Source organism: Mycobacterium sp. G7A2, from assembly GCF_041902445.1.
GTDB lineage: Bacteria > Actinomycetota > Actinomycetes > Mycobacteriales > Mycobacteriaceae > Mycobacterium.
Genome location: NZ_CP169251.1, coordinates 4207552 through 4221427 on the forward strand (window position 1 = coordinate 4207552; position 13876 = coordinate 4221427).

The following is a 13876-nucleotide window of genomic DNA, read 5'->3' on the forward strand; positions in this document are numbered from 1 at the left end:
GATGCCCCGCATCAGAGACGGTAACTAACCGGCAGTGATCAGCGCGACAGCCAACAGAGCGAGCACCATGCCGGTGGCCTGCCACGACGTGACCCGCTCGCGGAGCACCACGATCGCCAACAGGACGGTCGCCGCGGGATAGAGCGCGATCAACACCCCCGCCAGGGACAGCAGGGACGCCTGCAGGGCCAGCAACGACGTCACCGTCGCGACCGCATCGAGTACGCCCGCCAGCAGCGCCAACCGCAGCGGCACTCCCCGGATCCGCGCGAGATTGGCGGTGGCCAGGGCAGCAACCAGCACGACCACCGTCGCTGCGACCCGGCCCAGCACCAACGGCCACAAATTCGCCTCGACGGGGATCTGGTCCAGGATCACGAAGTTCATGCCGAAGGCCACCCCGGCGCCGACGGTCAGCCACGCCACCTTCATGGTGAAGCGGTGGGGGCGAGCATCCTCATCGGGGCCGAACTCTCTTCGCGCAAGCGGCTCATCGGGCCCGAATTCTCTTCGCGCAAGCGGCTCATCGGGCCCGAATTCTCTTCGCGCAAGCGGCTCATCGGGTCCGAATTCTCTTCGCGCAAGCGGCTCATCGGAGGCCTCCCGGCTCACCAACACCACCGCGATCAGCGCCAGCACCACGCCGACCCCGGCCAGCGCGCTGGGCCGCTCCCCCAACGTCAGCCCCACCCCGACGGGCAGTCCGGCCACCAGGATCGCCGTCAACGGAGACACCACCGAGATCGGGCCCGAACCGAGTGCGGCGTAGAACCACCACACCCCGAATGCCTGCCCGACACCCGACAGCAGACCCCACACCACCGCGGCGGTGCTCATGGTGCCGCCGAGTGGCGCGGCTGCGGCGACCAGAACCACCAGCGCCACCGGGTAGGAGACGATCACGACCCGCAGCGCGGCGACCCGGCGTGATGCGATGCCGCCGACGAAGTCGCTGACGCCGTAGCCCATGGCGGCGACGAGCGCGGCGACGACGCCGATCAGGTCATGCCCTTGGCGCGGCGCCCCATCTCACGGGTGATCTCGCGCTCTGCGTCGCGGCGCGCGATGTCCTGACGTTTGTCGTGTGCTTGCTTGCCCCGTGCCAGCGCCAACTCGACCTTGACCTTGCCGCCGGTGAAGTACAGCGACAACGGCACCAGCGTCAGGTTCCCGTCGCGGATCCTGCCGACGAGGGTGTCGATCTGCCGCCGGTGCAGCAGCAGTTTGCGATTGCGCCGCGGCGCATGGTTGGTCCACGTGCCGTGGTGATATTCGGGGATGTGCAGGTTGCGCAGCCAGATCTCACCGTCGTCGACGGTGGCGAACGCATCAGCCAGCGACGCCTGCCCCTCGCGCAGGCTCTTGACCTCGGTGCCCATCAACGCCACCCCGGCTTCGAACGTCTCCAGGATCGCGTAGTTGTGCCGCGCCCTGCGGTTGGTCGCCACCACCTGGTTGTTGCTGTCCTTGACGGACTTGGCTTTTTTCGCCATCGGCTACCTTCGCACGTACAGCCGTAGCGTGACGTAGGCGGTGATGCCCGACATCGCCAGCCCCAGGAACAACATCCACGGCGCGCTGTAGTAGAGCACGTCGGCGTAGTCGATCTTGGCGATCAGGTTTGCCTGATAGAACTGGTCGAGCGCGTTCTCGAGGAACAGAGCCCGCACCGCGATCAATCCGACGATCGCGATGACCACGCCGATGAACGCGGCCAGCATGGCCTCCAGCAGGAACGGCAGCTGGGTGTACCAGCGCGTCGCACCGACCAGTCGCATGATGCCGATCTCGGTTCTTCGGGTGTACGCGGCGACCTGGACCATGTTGGCGATCAACAACACCGCACCGATGGCCTGGACCAGTGCCACCGCGAACGCCGCGCTGCTGATGCCGTCGAGTACCGCGAAAAGTCGGTCGATCAGTTCCTTCTGGTTCAGTACGTTGAGCACCCCGGGCTGGCCGACCATCGCCTCGTCGAATTGCTGGTGCTGCTCGGGGTTCTCGAGCTTGACGACGAACGACGCGGGAAAGGCGTCCTTGCCGGCGACGTCCTTGTACTGCGGGAACTTCGCGATGGCGTCCTCGTAGGCCTGCTCCTGGTTGAGGAACCGGACCGACCGCACGTCGTCACGCGCCTCGATCTGCGAGCGCAACGCCTTGCACGGGTCGGCGTCGCAGGACGGGTCGTTGGCCGACACATCGTTGGTGAGGAAGACCTGGCTCTCCACCCGGTCCAGATAGATCTCGCGTGACTGGTCGGCCAGCCGCACCACCAGCAGACCGCCGCCGAACAGGCCTATGGAGATCGCGGTGGTGAGGATCATCGCGACCGTCATCGTCACGTTGCGACGAAGGCCGGTGACGACCTCGTTGATGAGAAAGCCGAAGCGCACTTAACGATCCATTCCGTAGACGCCGCGCTGCTCGTCGCGAATCAGCCGGCCGAGTTCGAGTTCGACGACGCGCTGGCGCATCGAGTCGACGATGTGATGGTCATGGGTGGCCATCACCACCGTGGTTCCTGTGCGGTTGATCCGCTCCAGCAGATCCATGATGTCCTTGCTGGTTTCCGGGTCGAGGTTGCCGGTCGGTTCGTCGGCCAGCAGCACCAGCGGCCGGTTGACGAACGCCCGCGCGATCGCGACGCGCTGCTGCTCACCCCCGGACAGCTCTGCCGGCATCCGGTTTGCCTTGCCGGACAGGCCGACCATCTCCAGCACGTCGGGCACCACCCGGTTGATCGTGTCGGAGCGCTTACCGATCACCTCGAGGGCGAACGCGACGTTTTCGAACACGGTCTTCTGCTGCAGCAACCGGAAGTCCTGGAACACGACCCCGATCACCTGCCGCAAGCCGGGGATGTGGCGCCCGGACAGCTTGTTCACGTGGAACTTCGACACCTGGATGTCGCCCGACGAGGGCTGGTCCTCGGCCAGCAGCAGACGCATGAACGTCGATTTGCCCGACCCGGATGGCCCGATGAGGAACACGAACTCACCCTTGTCGATCTTGACCGAGACGTTGTCGAGCGCTGGGCGGGCGGACGACTTGTACTGCTTTGACACACGGTCGAGGGTGATCATCACGGCACGCCAGTGTAGCGGGGTGGCATCGGAACAACCTGGAGCTACGGTGTCGGCTGCGTCGCGGGAGCCGGCGTCGGCGTCTCCGGCGGCACCTGCGTGAACGTCTGGGCATCCGACGGTCCGGTTCCGTCGGGATCGATGACCGTGGTCGTCGGCCCGGCCGGATTGGGGCCCTCTGGCGCCGTGGGCGATGTCGGCGATGTCGTGTCGCCCGGGCCGGTGGTCTCTTCCGACGGCGTCGTCGTGGTCGTGGTGGTCGTCGTGGTCGTGGTGGTCGTCGTGGTGGGTTCGGTGGTTCGGGGCGCGACGTTGGTGCGCGGCACCCAGGTGTATTCGGGGTCGGGCACGAACCCGGGCGGCACCACCTGGTTGGTGGGCTCGGCCGGCGTCTGCAACGGGGCCGAGTAGTTGTCGTAGACCCAGAACAACGCGACGAACGCGATGATCAGCCCGACGGTCGAGATCCGGACCCGGCCGCCGATGAGGTGGGCGTGCGAATGACGGTCAGACCGTTTCACCAGTTTGGTCAGGAAAGCGGGCGGTTTCACGATCTCTGCTCCGCGCGCTCGGTTGCACCGCCGTCGACGGCGGTTTCCTCACCGGTGGGACTGATGTTGCTCACCGTCGGAGTGTGGTCCTTGGTCGCGATGCCCGCGGTGGCCAGGGCCGCGATGATCAGGATTCGCAGCCGGCGACCCACCTCGAACTGCTTGCCCGGCAGTGTGCGCGCGACCATGCGCAGGTTCACGGTGTCGAGCTCGATGCTCTCCACACCCATCAGCTGAGGCGTGTCCAGCAGCAGGGCCCGCAGCTCGTCGTCCTCCATCGCGCGCTCCCCCACCCCGTGCAACACCTCGTTGACGTGATTGAGGTCGGCGGTGGTCGGCACCGGGATGTCGACGACGGCACGCGCCCAGTCCTTTGACATGTTCAGCGACCGCACGATGTTGCCGTTGGGAACGGTCCACACCTCGCCTTCGCTGGTGCGCAGCTTGGTCACACGCAGCGTGACCTCCTCGACGGTGCCCTCGGCCTCGTTGGGTGCGCCGAGCATGTTCACCTGGACCAGGTCACCGAAGCCGTACTGGCGCTCGGTGATGATGAAGAACCCGGCGAGCAGATCCTGCACCAGCTTCTGGGCGCCGAAGCCGAGTGCGGCACCGATCACCGCGGCCGGCGCGACCAGCGAGCTGATGGGAATGGCCAGGATGTCGGTGATCTGGACGCCGACCATGACGAACAGCAACGCCACCGAGACCCACGAGATCACCGACGCCACGGCCTGACGGTGCTTGGCGCTCTCGGTGCGGACCAGCTGATCGCTTTCCTGATACTGCGCGTCGATGCGCCGGGTGACCCGCTGGGCGGTCCAGTTGATGAACCGGGCGGCCAGCAGCCCTCCGATCAGGAGCAGCGCGATCGGTACTCCGCGGCCGAGGATCCACAGGCCGGTGTCGCCGGTCCAGAAGCCGCGCCAGGCCTCGGCGAACCCGAGCGCGACCACCGTGTCAGTCGTCATCGCGGCGGTTGCGCCATCGGATACCGGCCTCCAGGAAACCGTCGATGTCCCCGTCGAGCACCGCAGTGGGGTTGCCGACCTCGTACTCGGTGCGCAGATCCTTCACCATCTGGTAGGGGTGCAGGACGTAGGAGCGCATCTGGTTGCCCCATGAGCTGCCGCCGTCGCTCTTGAGGGCGTCCATCTCGGCGCGTTCTTCCTGCCGCTTGCGTTCCAGCAGCTTGGCCTGCAGAACGCGCATCGCCGAGATCTTGTTCTGCAGCTGCGATTTCTCGTTCTGGCATGTCACGACTATGCCCGTCGGGATGTGGGTCAAACGGACCGCCGAGTCGGTGGTGTTCACCGACTGACCGCCGGGACCACTGGAGCGGTAGACGTCGACGCGGACATCGCCTTCGGGAATGTCGATGTGGTCGGTGGTTTCGGTGACGGGAAGCACCTCGACCTCGGCGAACGAGGTCTGGCGGCGGCCCTGGTTGTCGAACGGGCTGATCCGCACCAGGCGATGGGTGCCCTGCTCCACCGAGAGCGTGCCGTAGGCGAACGGTGCGTGCACCGCGAAGGTGGCGGATTTGATGCCGGCTTCCTCGGCGTACGAGGTGTCGAACACCTCGACGGGATAGTCGTGCTGCTCGGCCCACCGGATGTACATCCGCATCAGCATCTCGGCCCAGTCGGCGGCGTCGACACCGCCCGCGCCGGAGCGGATGCTGACCAGCGCCTCGCGCTCGTCGTATTCACCGGACAGCAGTGTGCGCACCTCCATCGCGGCGATGTCCTCGCGAAGCTGGGCCCGCTCGGAGTCGGCCTCGGCGAGTTCGTCCGCGCCGCCCTCCTCGGCCGCGAGCTCATACAGCACCGGAAGGTCCTCGAGACGTCGACGCAGGTCCTCGACGCGGCGGAGCTCGTTCTGGGCGTGGGACAGCTCGCTGGTGACGCTCTGCCCCCGGGCCTGGTCGTCCCACAGGCTGGGGTCGGACGCTTCGTGTTCGAGTTTCTCGATGCGACCGCGGAGACCCTCGACGTCGAGCACACGCTCCACGGTGGTGAGCGTGGAGTCGAGGGCAGCGATGTCGGCTTGGCGGTCTGGATCCACGGGAATTCAGCGTACTCACTCATGCAGCCCGCGCCGCCCCCGCTGCCCGCCCGGAGACGCGCCGGATTCTTCGTGACCGCCGTCAACAGCGTGGGGTGCGATCTAGCATCGGAGCTGAACCCCGTCCGGCAGCGTCGCGACAGCCCCTTGCGCCGCGGCCGGGCAGCGACGGAAGGCAGCCCCAATGCCCTCACTGCGCCCCTACCATGTGGCGATCGTCGGCTCCGGACCCTCGGGTTATTTCGCCGCGGCGTCCCTGCTGAGGTTCGGCTCGGCGCCCGAGTCGGAACGCGATGTGCGCGTCGACATGCTGGAGATGCTGCCCACGCCGTGGGGGCTGGTTCGATCCGGGGTGGCCCCCGACCATCCGAAGATCAAGTCGATCAGCGCGCAGTTCGACAAGACGAGCGCCGACCCGCGCTTCCGGTTCTTCGGCAACGTCAAGGTGGGCGAGCACGTCCAGCCGAGCGAACTCGCCGAACGGTACGACGCCGTCATCTATGCCGTCGGCGCCCAGTCCGACCGGCTGCTCGGCATCCCCGGTGAAGATCTGCCGGGAAGCGTGGCCGCCGTCGACTTCGTCGGGTGGTACAACGCCCATCCGCACTTCGGTGAGATCACCCCGGATCTGTCCAGCGGACGCGCGGTGGTGGTCGGCAACGGCAACGTGGCCCTCGACGTGGCCCGCATCCTGGTCAGTGACCCCGACATGCTGGCGGCCACCGACATCGCCGACCACGCGCTCGATTCGCTGCACGACCGGGGCGTCGAAGAAGTCCTCGTGGTCGGCCGACGCGGTCCGCTGCAGGCTCCCTTCACGACGATGGAACTGCGCGAACTCGATCAGATGGACGCGCTGGGCGACGTCGACGTCGTGGTCGACCCGGCGGACCTGGCCGACATCACCGAGGAGGATCTCGAGGCCGCCGGCAAGACGGTCCGCAACAACGTCAAGGTGCTGCGGGGTTACGCCGAGCGGGGTCCGCGGGGAGCCAAGCGCCGCATCGTCTTCCGTTTCCGCACCTCGCCGATCGAGATCAAGGCCGGCGACGGAACCGAACCGCGGGTGGCTTCGATCGTGTTGGGCCGCAACGAGCTGATCAGCGGCGCCGACGGCCGGGTGACCGCGAAAGACACCGGTGAGCGCGAGGAGGTGCCCGCACAGCTGGTCGTGCGCGCGGTCGGATACCGGGGCCTACCCACGCCGGGGCTGCCGTTCGACGAGCGCTCCGGCACGATCCCGCACGAGGACGGGCGGGTACAGGGCAGCCGCAACGAGTACGTCGTGGGATGGATCAAGCGCGGACCGTCCGGCGTGATCGGGAGCAACAAGAAGGACTCCCAGGACACCGTCGACACGCTGGTCGCCGATCTGCAGGACGGCCAGCCGGTCGAACGTCCCGACGATCACGCCGAGCAGCTGGAGCGGTGGCTGCTGCAGCGCCAGCCCAAGCTGGTCACCGACGACCACTGGCAGCTCATCGATGCCCACGAACGCTCCGCCGGTGAACCCACGGGCCGCCCGCGGGTCAAGTTGACGAGTCTGGCGGAGCTGTTACGGATCGGGCATGGCTGACGACGCCGCCGCGGCGATCAGCTTTCGGGCCCGCGCGGCTCGTTCGGCGGCAGCGGCTCTGGCGGCCGGCCGAAGCCCCACTTCTCCGGATTCTTCGGCGAGTACATGACGTCCATCAATGCGCCCATCGTCGGCCACTCGTTCACGTCGACGGCCAGTCGCGCGTAGACGACGTACTCGTCGACCGTCGGACCGTTGATGACTCCGGTGATGGTGACGTACTGCTCGCCGGTGACACCGTCAGGGCGCGGGCTGACGCCGGTCACCAGCAGCGTGCCGGGGACCCAGTCGCTGCCCGCGCCACGCCGCCGCATGATCCAGGGGGCAGCCAGGAGCGCGATGGCACCGATGATGAGCAGCATGACCGCGATTTCCGCCACACCCGACATGGTAGGACCACTGCTATGACCTCCCCGACCCCCGAGACCTCCCCGACCCCCGAGAGCTCCGCGTCTGATGACCTGACGCTCGCTCTCGAGCTGGCCGCCGAGGCCGACGCGTTGACGATGCAGCGATTCGGCGCGGTGGACCTGCGCGTGCAGACCAAACCGGACATGACGCCGGCGACCGACGCCGACCTGGACGCCGAGAAGCTGCTCCGCGCACGGCTCGCCGAGCTCCGGCCGGACGACTCGGTGTTCGGTGAGGAGTTCGGCGGCACCCGCGAGTTCCGCGGCAGACAGTGGGTCGTCGACCCGATCGATGGCACGAAGAATTTCGTCCGCGGGGTGCCGGTGTGGGCGACGCTGATCGCGCTGCTCGTCGACGGCGTGCCGGCGGTCGGTGTCATCAGCGCCCCGGCCCTGGGGCGGCGCTGGTGGGCCGCCGAAGGTCGGGGCGCGTTCGCCTCGTTCGGCGACTCGACGCGGCGGCTGTCGGTGTCGGAGGTCACCTCTCTCGACGCGGCGAGCCTGTCCTACTCGGACCTGACCACCGGGTGGGAGGACGCCCGCTCACGGTTCGTCGAGCTCACCGACGCAGTGTGGCGCGTCCGCGGCTACGGGGATTTCTGGTCGTACTGCCTGGTCGCCGAGGGCGCGGTGGACGTCGCGGTGGAGCCGGAGGTCAAGCTGTGGGATCTCGCGCCGCTCGACATCCTGGTCCGCGAGGCCGGGGGCGCGTTCACGGATCTGGCGGGACGGCCTGGCCCGCACGGCGGAAGCGCGGTGGCCACCAACGGCGCCTTGCACGAGGCGGTGCTGGCGGCGTTGACGCGCTGACGGCGACGGACCGGCGGCAGCGCGGGCCCGGTGATCGCGGGGTCGGTGGCAGCGCCGGCACGGTAATCGCGGGTCGGTGGCGGCGACGGGCGGTTCCCGGTCGTGGTCGTGCGCCGGCCGTTCCGGGACCCCCTTCGCACACGGGCAGCCCAAGAGCGAGATTCACTGTGAAGTGCGTTACACCTGCACGCAACTTACTGGACGGTCAGATCGCGTACCTTACTCTGGAGTCAGTTGCGCAGACCGCGCAGCGCGGACCACCACACGAGGGCAGCTGACCATGACGAACACCCTCCCGTCCAAGCGGACCGGCGCCGAGAGCGCCGTGGGCCTGCAGAAGCACAAGCGCTCCGCCACCGACATCGGGTTGGCCCTGATCACTCCGCTGCTGGGGCAGGAGTTCCTGGACAAGTACAACCTGCGCGATCCACTCAACCGCGGCCTCCGGTACGGAGTGCGAACCGTGTTCTCCGCGGCCGGCGCATCGACGCGGCAGTTCAAACGCGTTCAGGGTCTGGCAAAGCCGCCGACCCGGCTCGGCGCACCGCGGCCCGCGAGCGGTTCGGACTATTTCGACCTGACACCCGACGACGACCAGAAGATGATCGTCGAGACGGTCAACGAGTTCGCCGAGGAGATCCTGCGGCCCGCCGCTCACGACGCCGACGAGGCGGCCGTCTACCCGCCCGACCTCATCGCGAAAGCCGCCGAGCTCGGCATCACGGCCATCAACGTCCCTGAGGACTTCGAGGGAATCGCCGAACACCGCAGCACGGTCACCAACGCGCTGGTCGCCGAAGCCCTCGCTTACGGCGACATGGGTCTGGCACTGCCGATCCTGGCGCCCGGCGGCGTCGCGTCCGCGCTGACGCATTGGGGCAGCGCCGACCAGCAGGCCACCTATCTGCGGGAGTTCGCCGGCGAGAACGTGCCGCAGGCGTGTGTCGCGATCGCCGAGCCGCATCCCCTGTTCGACCCGACCGCGCTGAAGACCACGGCGGTGCGCACCCCCAGCGGTTACCGCCTCGACGGGGAGAAGTCGCTGGTCCCCGCGGCCGCCGACGCCGAGATCTTCATCGTCGCCGCACAGCTCAACGGTAAGCCGACGCTGTTCATCGTCGAGGCCGACACCGACGGGCTCACCGTGCAGGCCGATCCGAGCATGGGTATCCGGGCGGCCGCGCTCGGTCGCGTCAAGCTCGAGAAGGTCATGGTTCCGCTGAGCGCGCGCCTCGGCGAGGACGACGCCGGTGCCGACGACTCCGCGCGGATCTATTCGGAGGCGATCGCGCTGTCCCGGCTGGGCTGGGCGGCGCTGGCCGTCGGCACCTCGCACGCCGTGCTCGACTACGTCGTCCCCTACGTCAAGGAGCGGGAAGCCTTCGGCGAGCCGATCGCGCACCGCCAGTCGGTCGCGTTCATGTGCGCCAACATCGCGATCGAACTCGACGGGCTGCGGCTCATCACCTGGCGCGGCGCCGCCCGCGCCGAACAGGGCATGTCGTTCGCCCGCGAGGCTGCGCTGGCCAAGAAGCTCGGCAGCGACAAGGGCATGCAGATCGGCCTCGACGGGGTGCAGCTGCTCGGTGGCCACGGCTACACCAAGGAACATCCGGTCGAGCGCTGGTACCGCGACCTGCGGGCCATCGGCGTCGCCGAAGGCGTCCTCGTTCTGTGACACCGGTGTTTGGCGCCGGCGTTCTTCGGCGTTCTACGACGTTCTCCGACAATGGCATCCATCAACAACGGCATCCATCAACAACAGCGTTCTTCAACCCCGGCAGTCCGTAAGGAGACCTGATATGGCAATCAATCTCGAGATGCCGAAAAAGCTGCAGGCGGTCATCGAAAAGGGCCACCAGGGCGCGGCGGAGATGCTGCGGCCGATCTCGCGCAAGTACGACCTCAAAGAGCATGCCTACCCCGTCGAACTCGACACGCTGGCCGACCTGTTCGAAGGCATCTCCGAGGCCAAGACCATCTCGTTCGCCGGCACCGATGCATTCCGTGGCGCAGACGGGCCGAAGGGCAACATCAACGGCGCCAACATGTCGGCGTTGCTCAATGCGCTCGAAGTGAGTTGGGGCGACGTGGCGTTGCTGCTGTCGGTGCCCCGCCAGGGGCTTGGCAACGCGGCGATCTCGTCGGTGGCGACCCCCGAACAGCTGGAGAAGCTCGGCAAGGACGTGTGGGCGGCGATGGCGATCACCGAGCCGGGTTTCGGCTCGGACTCGGCCGCGGTGAGCACCACCGCTGTTCTCGACGGCGACGACTACGTCATCAACGGCGAGAAGATCTACGTCACCGCAGGTTCTCGGGCCAGCCACATCGTGGTGTGGGCGACGCTGGACAAGACCAAGGGCCGGGCCGCGATCAAATCGTTCATCGTGCCGCGCGACTACCCCGGCGTCACCGTCGAGCGACTCGAGAACAAGCTCGGCATCAAGGCTTCCGACACCGCGGCCATCCGATTCGACAATGTGCGCGTACCAAAGGACAACCTGCTGGGCAGCCCCGACATCAATGTCGAGAAGGGCTTCGCCGGCGTCATGGAGACCTTCGACAACACCCGCCCGATCGTCGCCGCGATGGCCGTCGGCGTGGCGCGTGCCGCGCTGGAGGAGCTCCGCAAGATCCTCACCGACGCCGGCATCGAAATCTCCTACGACAAGCCGGCCCACGCCCAGAGCGCGCCGGCGGCGGAATTCCTGCGGATGGAGGCCGACTGGGAGGCCGGCTACCTGTTGACGGTGCGTTCGGCGTGGCAGGCCGACAACAAGATCCCGAACTCGAAGGAAGCTTCCATGGGCAAGGCCAAGGCCGCGCGCGTGGGCAGTGACATCACCCTGAAGGCAGTCGAGATGGCCGGCACCACAGGGTATTCCGAGCAGGCGCTACTCGAGAAGTGGGCCCGCGATTCGAAGATCCTCGACATCTTCGAAGGCACCCAGCAGATTCAGCAGCTGGTGGTCGCCCGCCGGCTGCTCAACCTGACCTCGGCGCAGCTGAAGTAGTCTGCGCGCTAGCCCAACTCGCCCTTGACGATGACGCGGGTGCGGCCGGTGACGCTGCCCCCGATGAAGGTCGAGAGCACATCGGGAAGATCACGGATCGAGATGTCCGTGGTGAGCCGGTCGAGATGGCGGGGCTTGAGCTCACCCTCGAGCTGGCCCCACACCTGCCTGCGCGCGGCGATCGGCAACTGCACCGAGTCGATGCCGGCGAGCGTCACTCCGCGCAGGATGAACGGCATGACCGTCGTCGGCAGGTCGGCCGAGCGCGCCAGACCCGAGATCGCCGCCACGCCGCCGTAATTGAGCGTGCTCAGCGCGTAAGCCAGGGTGTCACCGCCGACGCTGTCCACCACCCCGGCCCATCGGGACTTGCCCAGCGGGCGGACCTTCTCCCCCTCCCCGGGCAGTCTCCCGATCACCTCAGTGGCGCCCAGGTCCATCAGCCAGTCATGGGAATCGGTCTTGCCGGTCGAGGCCACCACCTCGTAGCCGAGTCCGGCCAACAGGTCCACGCTGACGCTGCCCACCCCGCCGGTGGCGCCGGTGACCAGCACCGGACCGTCGGCAGGTGAGACACCCCCGGTGCGCAGCGCGTTGACGCTCATCGCAGCAGTGAATCCGGCGGTACCGATGGCCGCGGCCTCCCCGGTGCTCAGCGCATCGAGGCGCACCACGTGATCGCCGGGCAGCCGGGCCTTCTCGGCGTAGCCGCCGTGCCGGGCGGTGCCGATGTCGTAGCCGTGAGCGACGATCCGGTCTCCCACCGCGAAGTCCGGCGAGGAACTCGCGCTCACCGTTCCCGCCAGGTCGATGCCGGGGATCAGCGGATAAGACCGTGCCACGCCGCCCTTGGGCGTGACCGCCAGGGCGTCCTTGTAGTTGACCGACGAGTACTCCACGGCGATCTCGACGTCACCGTCGGGCAGGAAGGATTCGTCGAGCACCTCCGCGCGCAGCACGATGCCGCCCTCGGCATCCTCATGGGCCACCATCGCGTTGAATTCCGCCATGACCGCCACAGTAGCCTCGCACGAAAGAAGCCCCCGGCCGTGGGGCCGAGGGCTTCTGTTCGTCGTGGGGATCAGAGCAGATGAGCCTGCAGGTCCGGCTTCATGGCCTGCAGCTCCGCTCCCCAGTACGCCCAGTTGTGGGTGCCACTGTTCGGGAAGTTGAACACGCCGTTGTTGCCGCCCGCCGCGATGTAGTTGTCGCGGAAGGTCTCATTCGTGCGGATCGTCAGTCCCTCGAGGAACGTGGCGGGCAGGTCGCCGCCGCCGAGCTCGTTGGGCTGGCCGTTGCCGCAGTACACCCAGATGCGGGTGTTGTTGGCGACCAGCCGCGGGATCTGCACCATCGGGTCGTTGTACTGCCAGGCCGGATCGGTCTCGGCCGGACCCCACATGTCGTCGGAGCTGTAGCCGCCGGCGTCACCCATCGAGATGTTGATCAGGAAAGGCCACCAGCCCTCGGACGGGTTCAGGAAGCCCGACATCGAGCCGGCGTAGGTGAACTGGTCCGGGTGGTGGGCAGCGAGCACCAGAGCGGAGCCGCCTGCCATCGACAGACCGACCGCGGCGGTACCGGTGGGCTTGACCTCCCGGTTTGCCTGCAGCCAGCCGGGCAGCTCCTGGGTCAGGAACGTCTCCCAGTTGTAGGTCAGGCAGCCGTTGTTGCCGCAGGCCGGCTTGTACCAGTTCGAGTAGAAGCTGGACTGCCCGCCCACCGGCATCACGACCGAGATCCCGGAGTCGAGGTACCACTCGAACGCCTGGGTGTTGATGTCCCAACCGTTGAAGTCGTCCTGCGCGCGGAGGCCGTCGAGCAGGTAGAGCGCGGGCGAGTTCGGGCCGCCGCTCTGGAACTGCACCTTGATGTCGCGCCCCATCGAGGGCGACGGCACCATCAGGTACTCCACCGGCAGACCCGGCCGGGAGAACGCCCCGGCGGTGGCCGAACCGCCGACCACGCCGACCAAGCCGGGCAGCAGGGCCGCGGCCATGGCCGCCACACCGAGCCGGCGCGCCCAGCGCCCAGCAATCCTGTCAAGAAGTCTCATACCGTCAATCCATCCATCTTCCGGTACCGCCTGGAGCGGGTTGTCCTGGGATCCCGACCTGGTCGCCGACGGTACAGCAATGGGTTCACCGCGCCGTCTGACCACTCCGAATCTGCCGAATAGCGTGCGGAGGGGTCGAGAATCTTCAGTTGTCGCGATTGCAGTAAAACATGAGAATTGGACGGGATAAAGCCCGGCCACGCCCAACGCTGCAATTCTGACGCATGAAGCCAATTTGACGACCGGGCAAATGGACCGGTCGAAAGGCTGCCAGGTGGCGGACTGACGAAACGGTGACCACAGTTCGGC

The 13876-nt window shown here is 67.5% G+C and carries 14 protein-coding genes; 4 read left to right on the top strand and 10 right to left on the bottom strand.

The genetic code is table 11. The features are described 5' to 3' along the window. Nucleotides 1–24: 24 nt before the first annotated feature. From ACEWX3_RS19975 to prfB, 7 genes are read right to left on the bottom strand one after another with little or no spacing between them, the layout of a single operon-like run. A complete protein-coding gene (locus ACEWX3_RS19975; protein ID WP_374157451.1) occupies nt 25–969 on the bottom strand; it encodes an EamA family transporter in 945 nt (314 codons plus the stop codon). Between the two features lie 29 nt (nt 970–998). Further along, nucleotides 999–1493: an SsrA-binding protein SmpB gene (smpB, locus tag ACEWX3_RS19980; RefSeq protein WP_152516370.1), complete on the bottom strand. Its 495-nt coding sequence runs from the start codon at nt 1491–1493 to the stop codon at nt 999–1001. A 3-nt stretch (nt 1494–1496) separates the two neighbouring features. Then, on the bottom strand, nt 1497–2393 hold the full coding sequence (gene ftsX, locus ACEWX3_RS19985; protein ID WP_374157452.1) for a permease-like cell division protein FtsX: 897 nt from the start codon (nt 2391–2393) through the stop codon (nt 1497–1499). Continuing rightward, entirely contained in the window at nt 2394–3083 is a 690-nt protein-coding gene (gene ftsE / locus ACEWX3_RS19990) for a cell division ATP-binding protein FtsE (protein WP_207066301.1), read from the bottom strand. 44 nt (nt 3084–3127) lie between these two features. Continuing rightward, the gene (locus ACEWX3_RS19995) at nt 3128–3634 is read right to left on the bottom strand and encodes a hypothetical protein (protein ID WP_374157453.1); all 507 of its coding nucleotides are present in this window, start codon (nt 3632–3634) and stop codon (nt 3128–3130) included. Then, a complete protein-coding gene (locus ACEWX3_RS20000; protein WP_374157454.1) occupies nt 3631–4605 on the bottom strand; it encodes a mechanosensitive ion channel family protein in 975 nt (324 codons plus the stop codon). Before ACEWX3_RS20000 ends, ACEWX3_RS19995 begins: the two co-directional genes overlap by 4 nt. Further along, complete coding sequence (gene prfB / locus ACEWX3_RS20005) at nt 4595–5701, bottom strand: peptide chain release factor 2 (protein WP_152516366.1); 1107 nt, start codon at nt 5699–5701, stop codon at nt 4595–4597. Before prfB ends, ACEWX3_RS20000 begins: the two co-directional genes overlap by 11 nt. 184 nt (nt 5702–5885) lie before the next feature. Between prfB and ACEWX3_RS20010 the strand changes: the two genes are divergently transcribed. Beyond that, a complete protein-coding gene (locus tag ACEWX3_RS20010; protein WP_374157455.1) occupies nt 5886–7277 on the top strand; it encodes an FAD-dependent oxidoreductase in 1392 nt (463 codons plus the stop codon). Nucleotides 7278–7294: 17 nt separating this feature from the next. Here the strand turns inward: ACEWX3_RS20010 and ACEWX3_RS20015 are convergent, their stop codons facing one another. Then, complete coding sequence (locus tag ACEWX3_RS20015) at nt 7295–7657, bottom strand: hypothetical protein (RefSeq protein ID WP_207066293.1); 363 nt, start codon at nt 7655–7657, stop codon at nt 7295–7297. Between the two features lie 24 nt (nt 7658–7681). On the opposite strand from ACEWX3_RS20015, the gene hisN reads away from it, so the two are divergent. From hisN to ACEWX3_RS20030, 3 genes are all read left to right on the top strand, one after another. Beyond that, a complete protein-coding gene (hisN, locus tag ACEWX3_RS20020) occupies nt 7682–8497 on the top strand; it encodes a histidinol-phosphatase (protein WP_374157456.1) in 816 nt (271 codons plus the stop codon). A 280-nt stretch (nt 8498–8777) separates the two neighbouring features. Further along, the gene (locus tag ACEWX3_RS20025) at nt 8778–10175 is read left to right on the top strand and encodes an acyl-CoA dehydrogenase family protein (protein WP_374157457.1); all 1398 of its coding nucleotides are present in this window, start codon (nt 8778–8780) and stop codon (nt 10173–10175) included. Nucleotides 10176–10299: 124 nt separating this feature from the next. After that, nucleotides 10300–11511 (top strand): acyl-CoA dehydrogenase family protein, encoded by a 1212-nt coding sequence (locus ACEWX3_RS20030; RefSeq protein ID WP_374157458.1) that lies wholly within the window; start codon nt 10300–10302, stop codon nt 11509–11511. 8 nt (nt 11512–11519) lie between these two features. Here ACEWX3_RS20030 and ACEWX3_RS20035 read toward each other — a convergent pair whose 3' ends face one another. Then, nucleotides 11520–12521, bottom strand: coding sequence for an MDR family oxidoreductase (locus ACEWX3_RS20035; RefSeq protein ID WP_374157459.1), 1002 nt, complete (start codon nt 12519–12521; stop codon nt 11520–11522). Between the two features lie 71 nt (nt 12522–12592). Then, nucleotides 12593–13567: an esterase family protein gene (locus tag ACEWX3_RS20040; RefSeq protein ID WP_374157460.1), complete on the bottom strand. Its 975-nt coding sequence runs from the start codon at nt 13565–13567 to the stop codon at nt 12593–12595. Nucleotides 13568–13876: the final 309 nt, after the last annotated feature.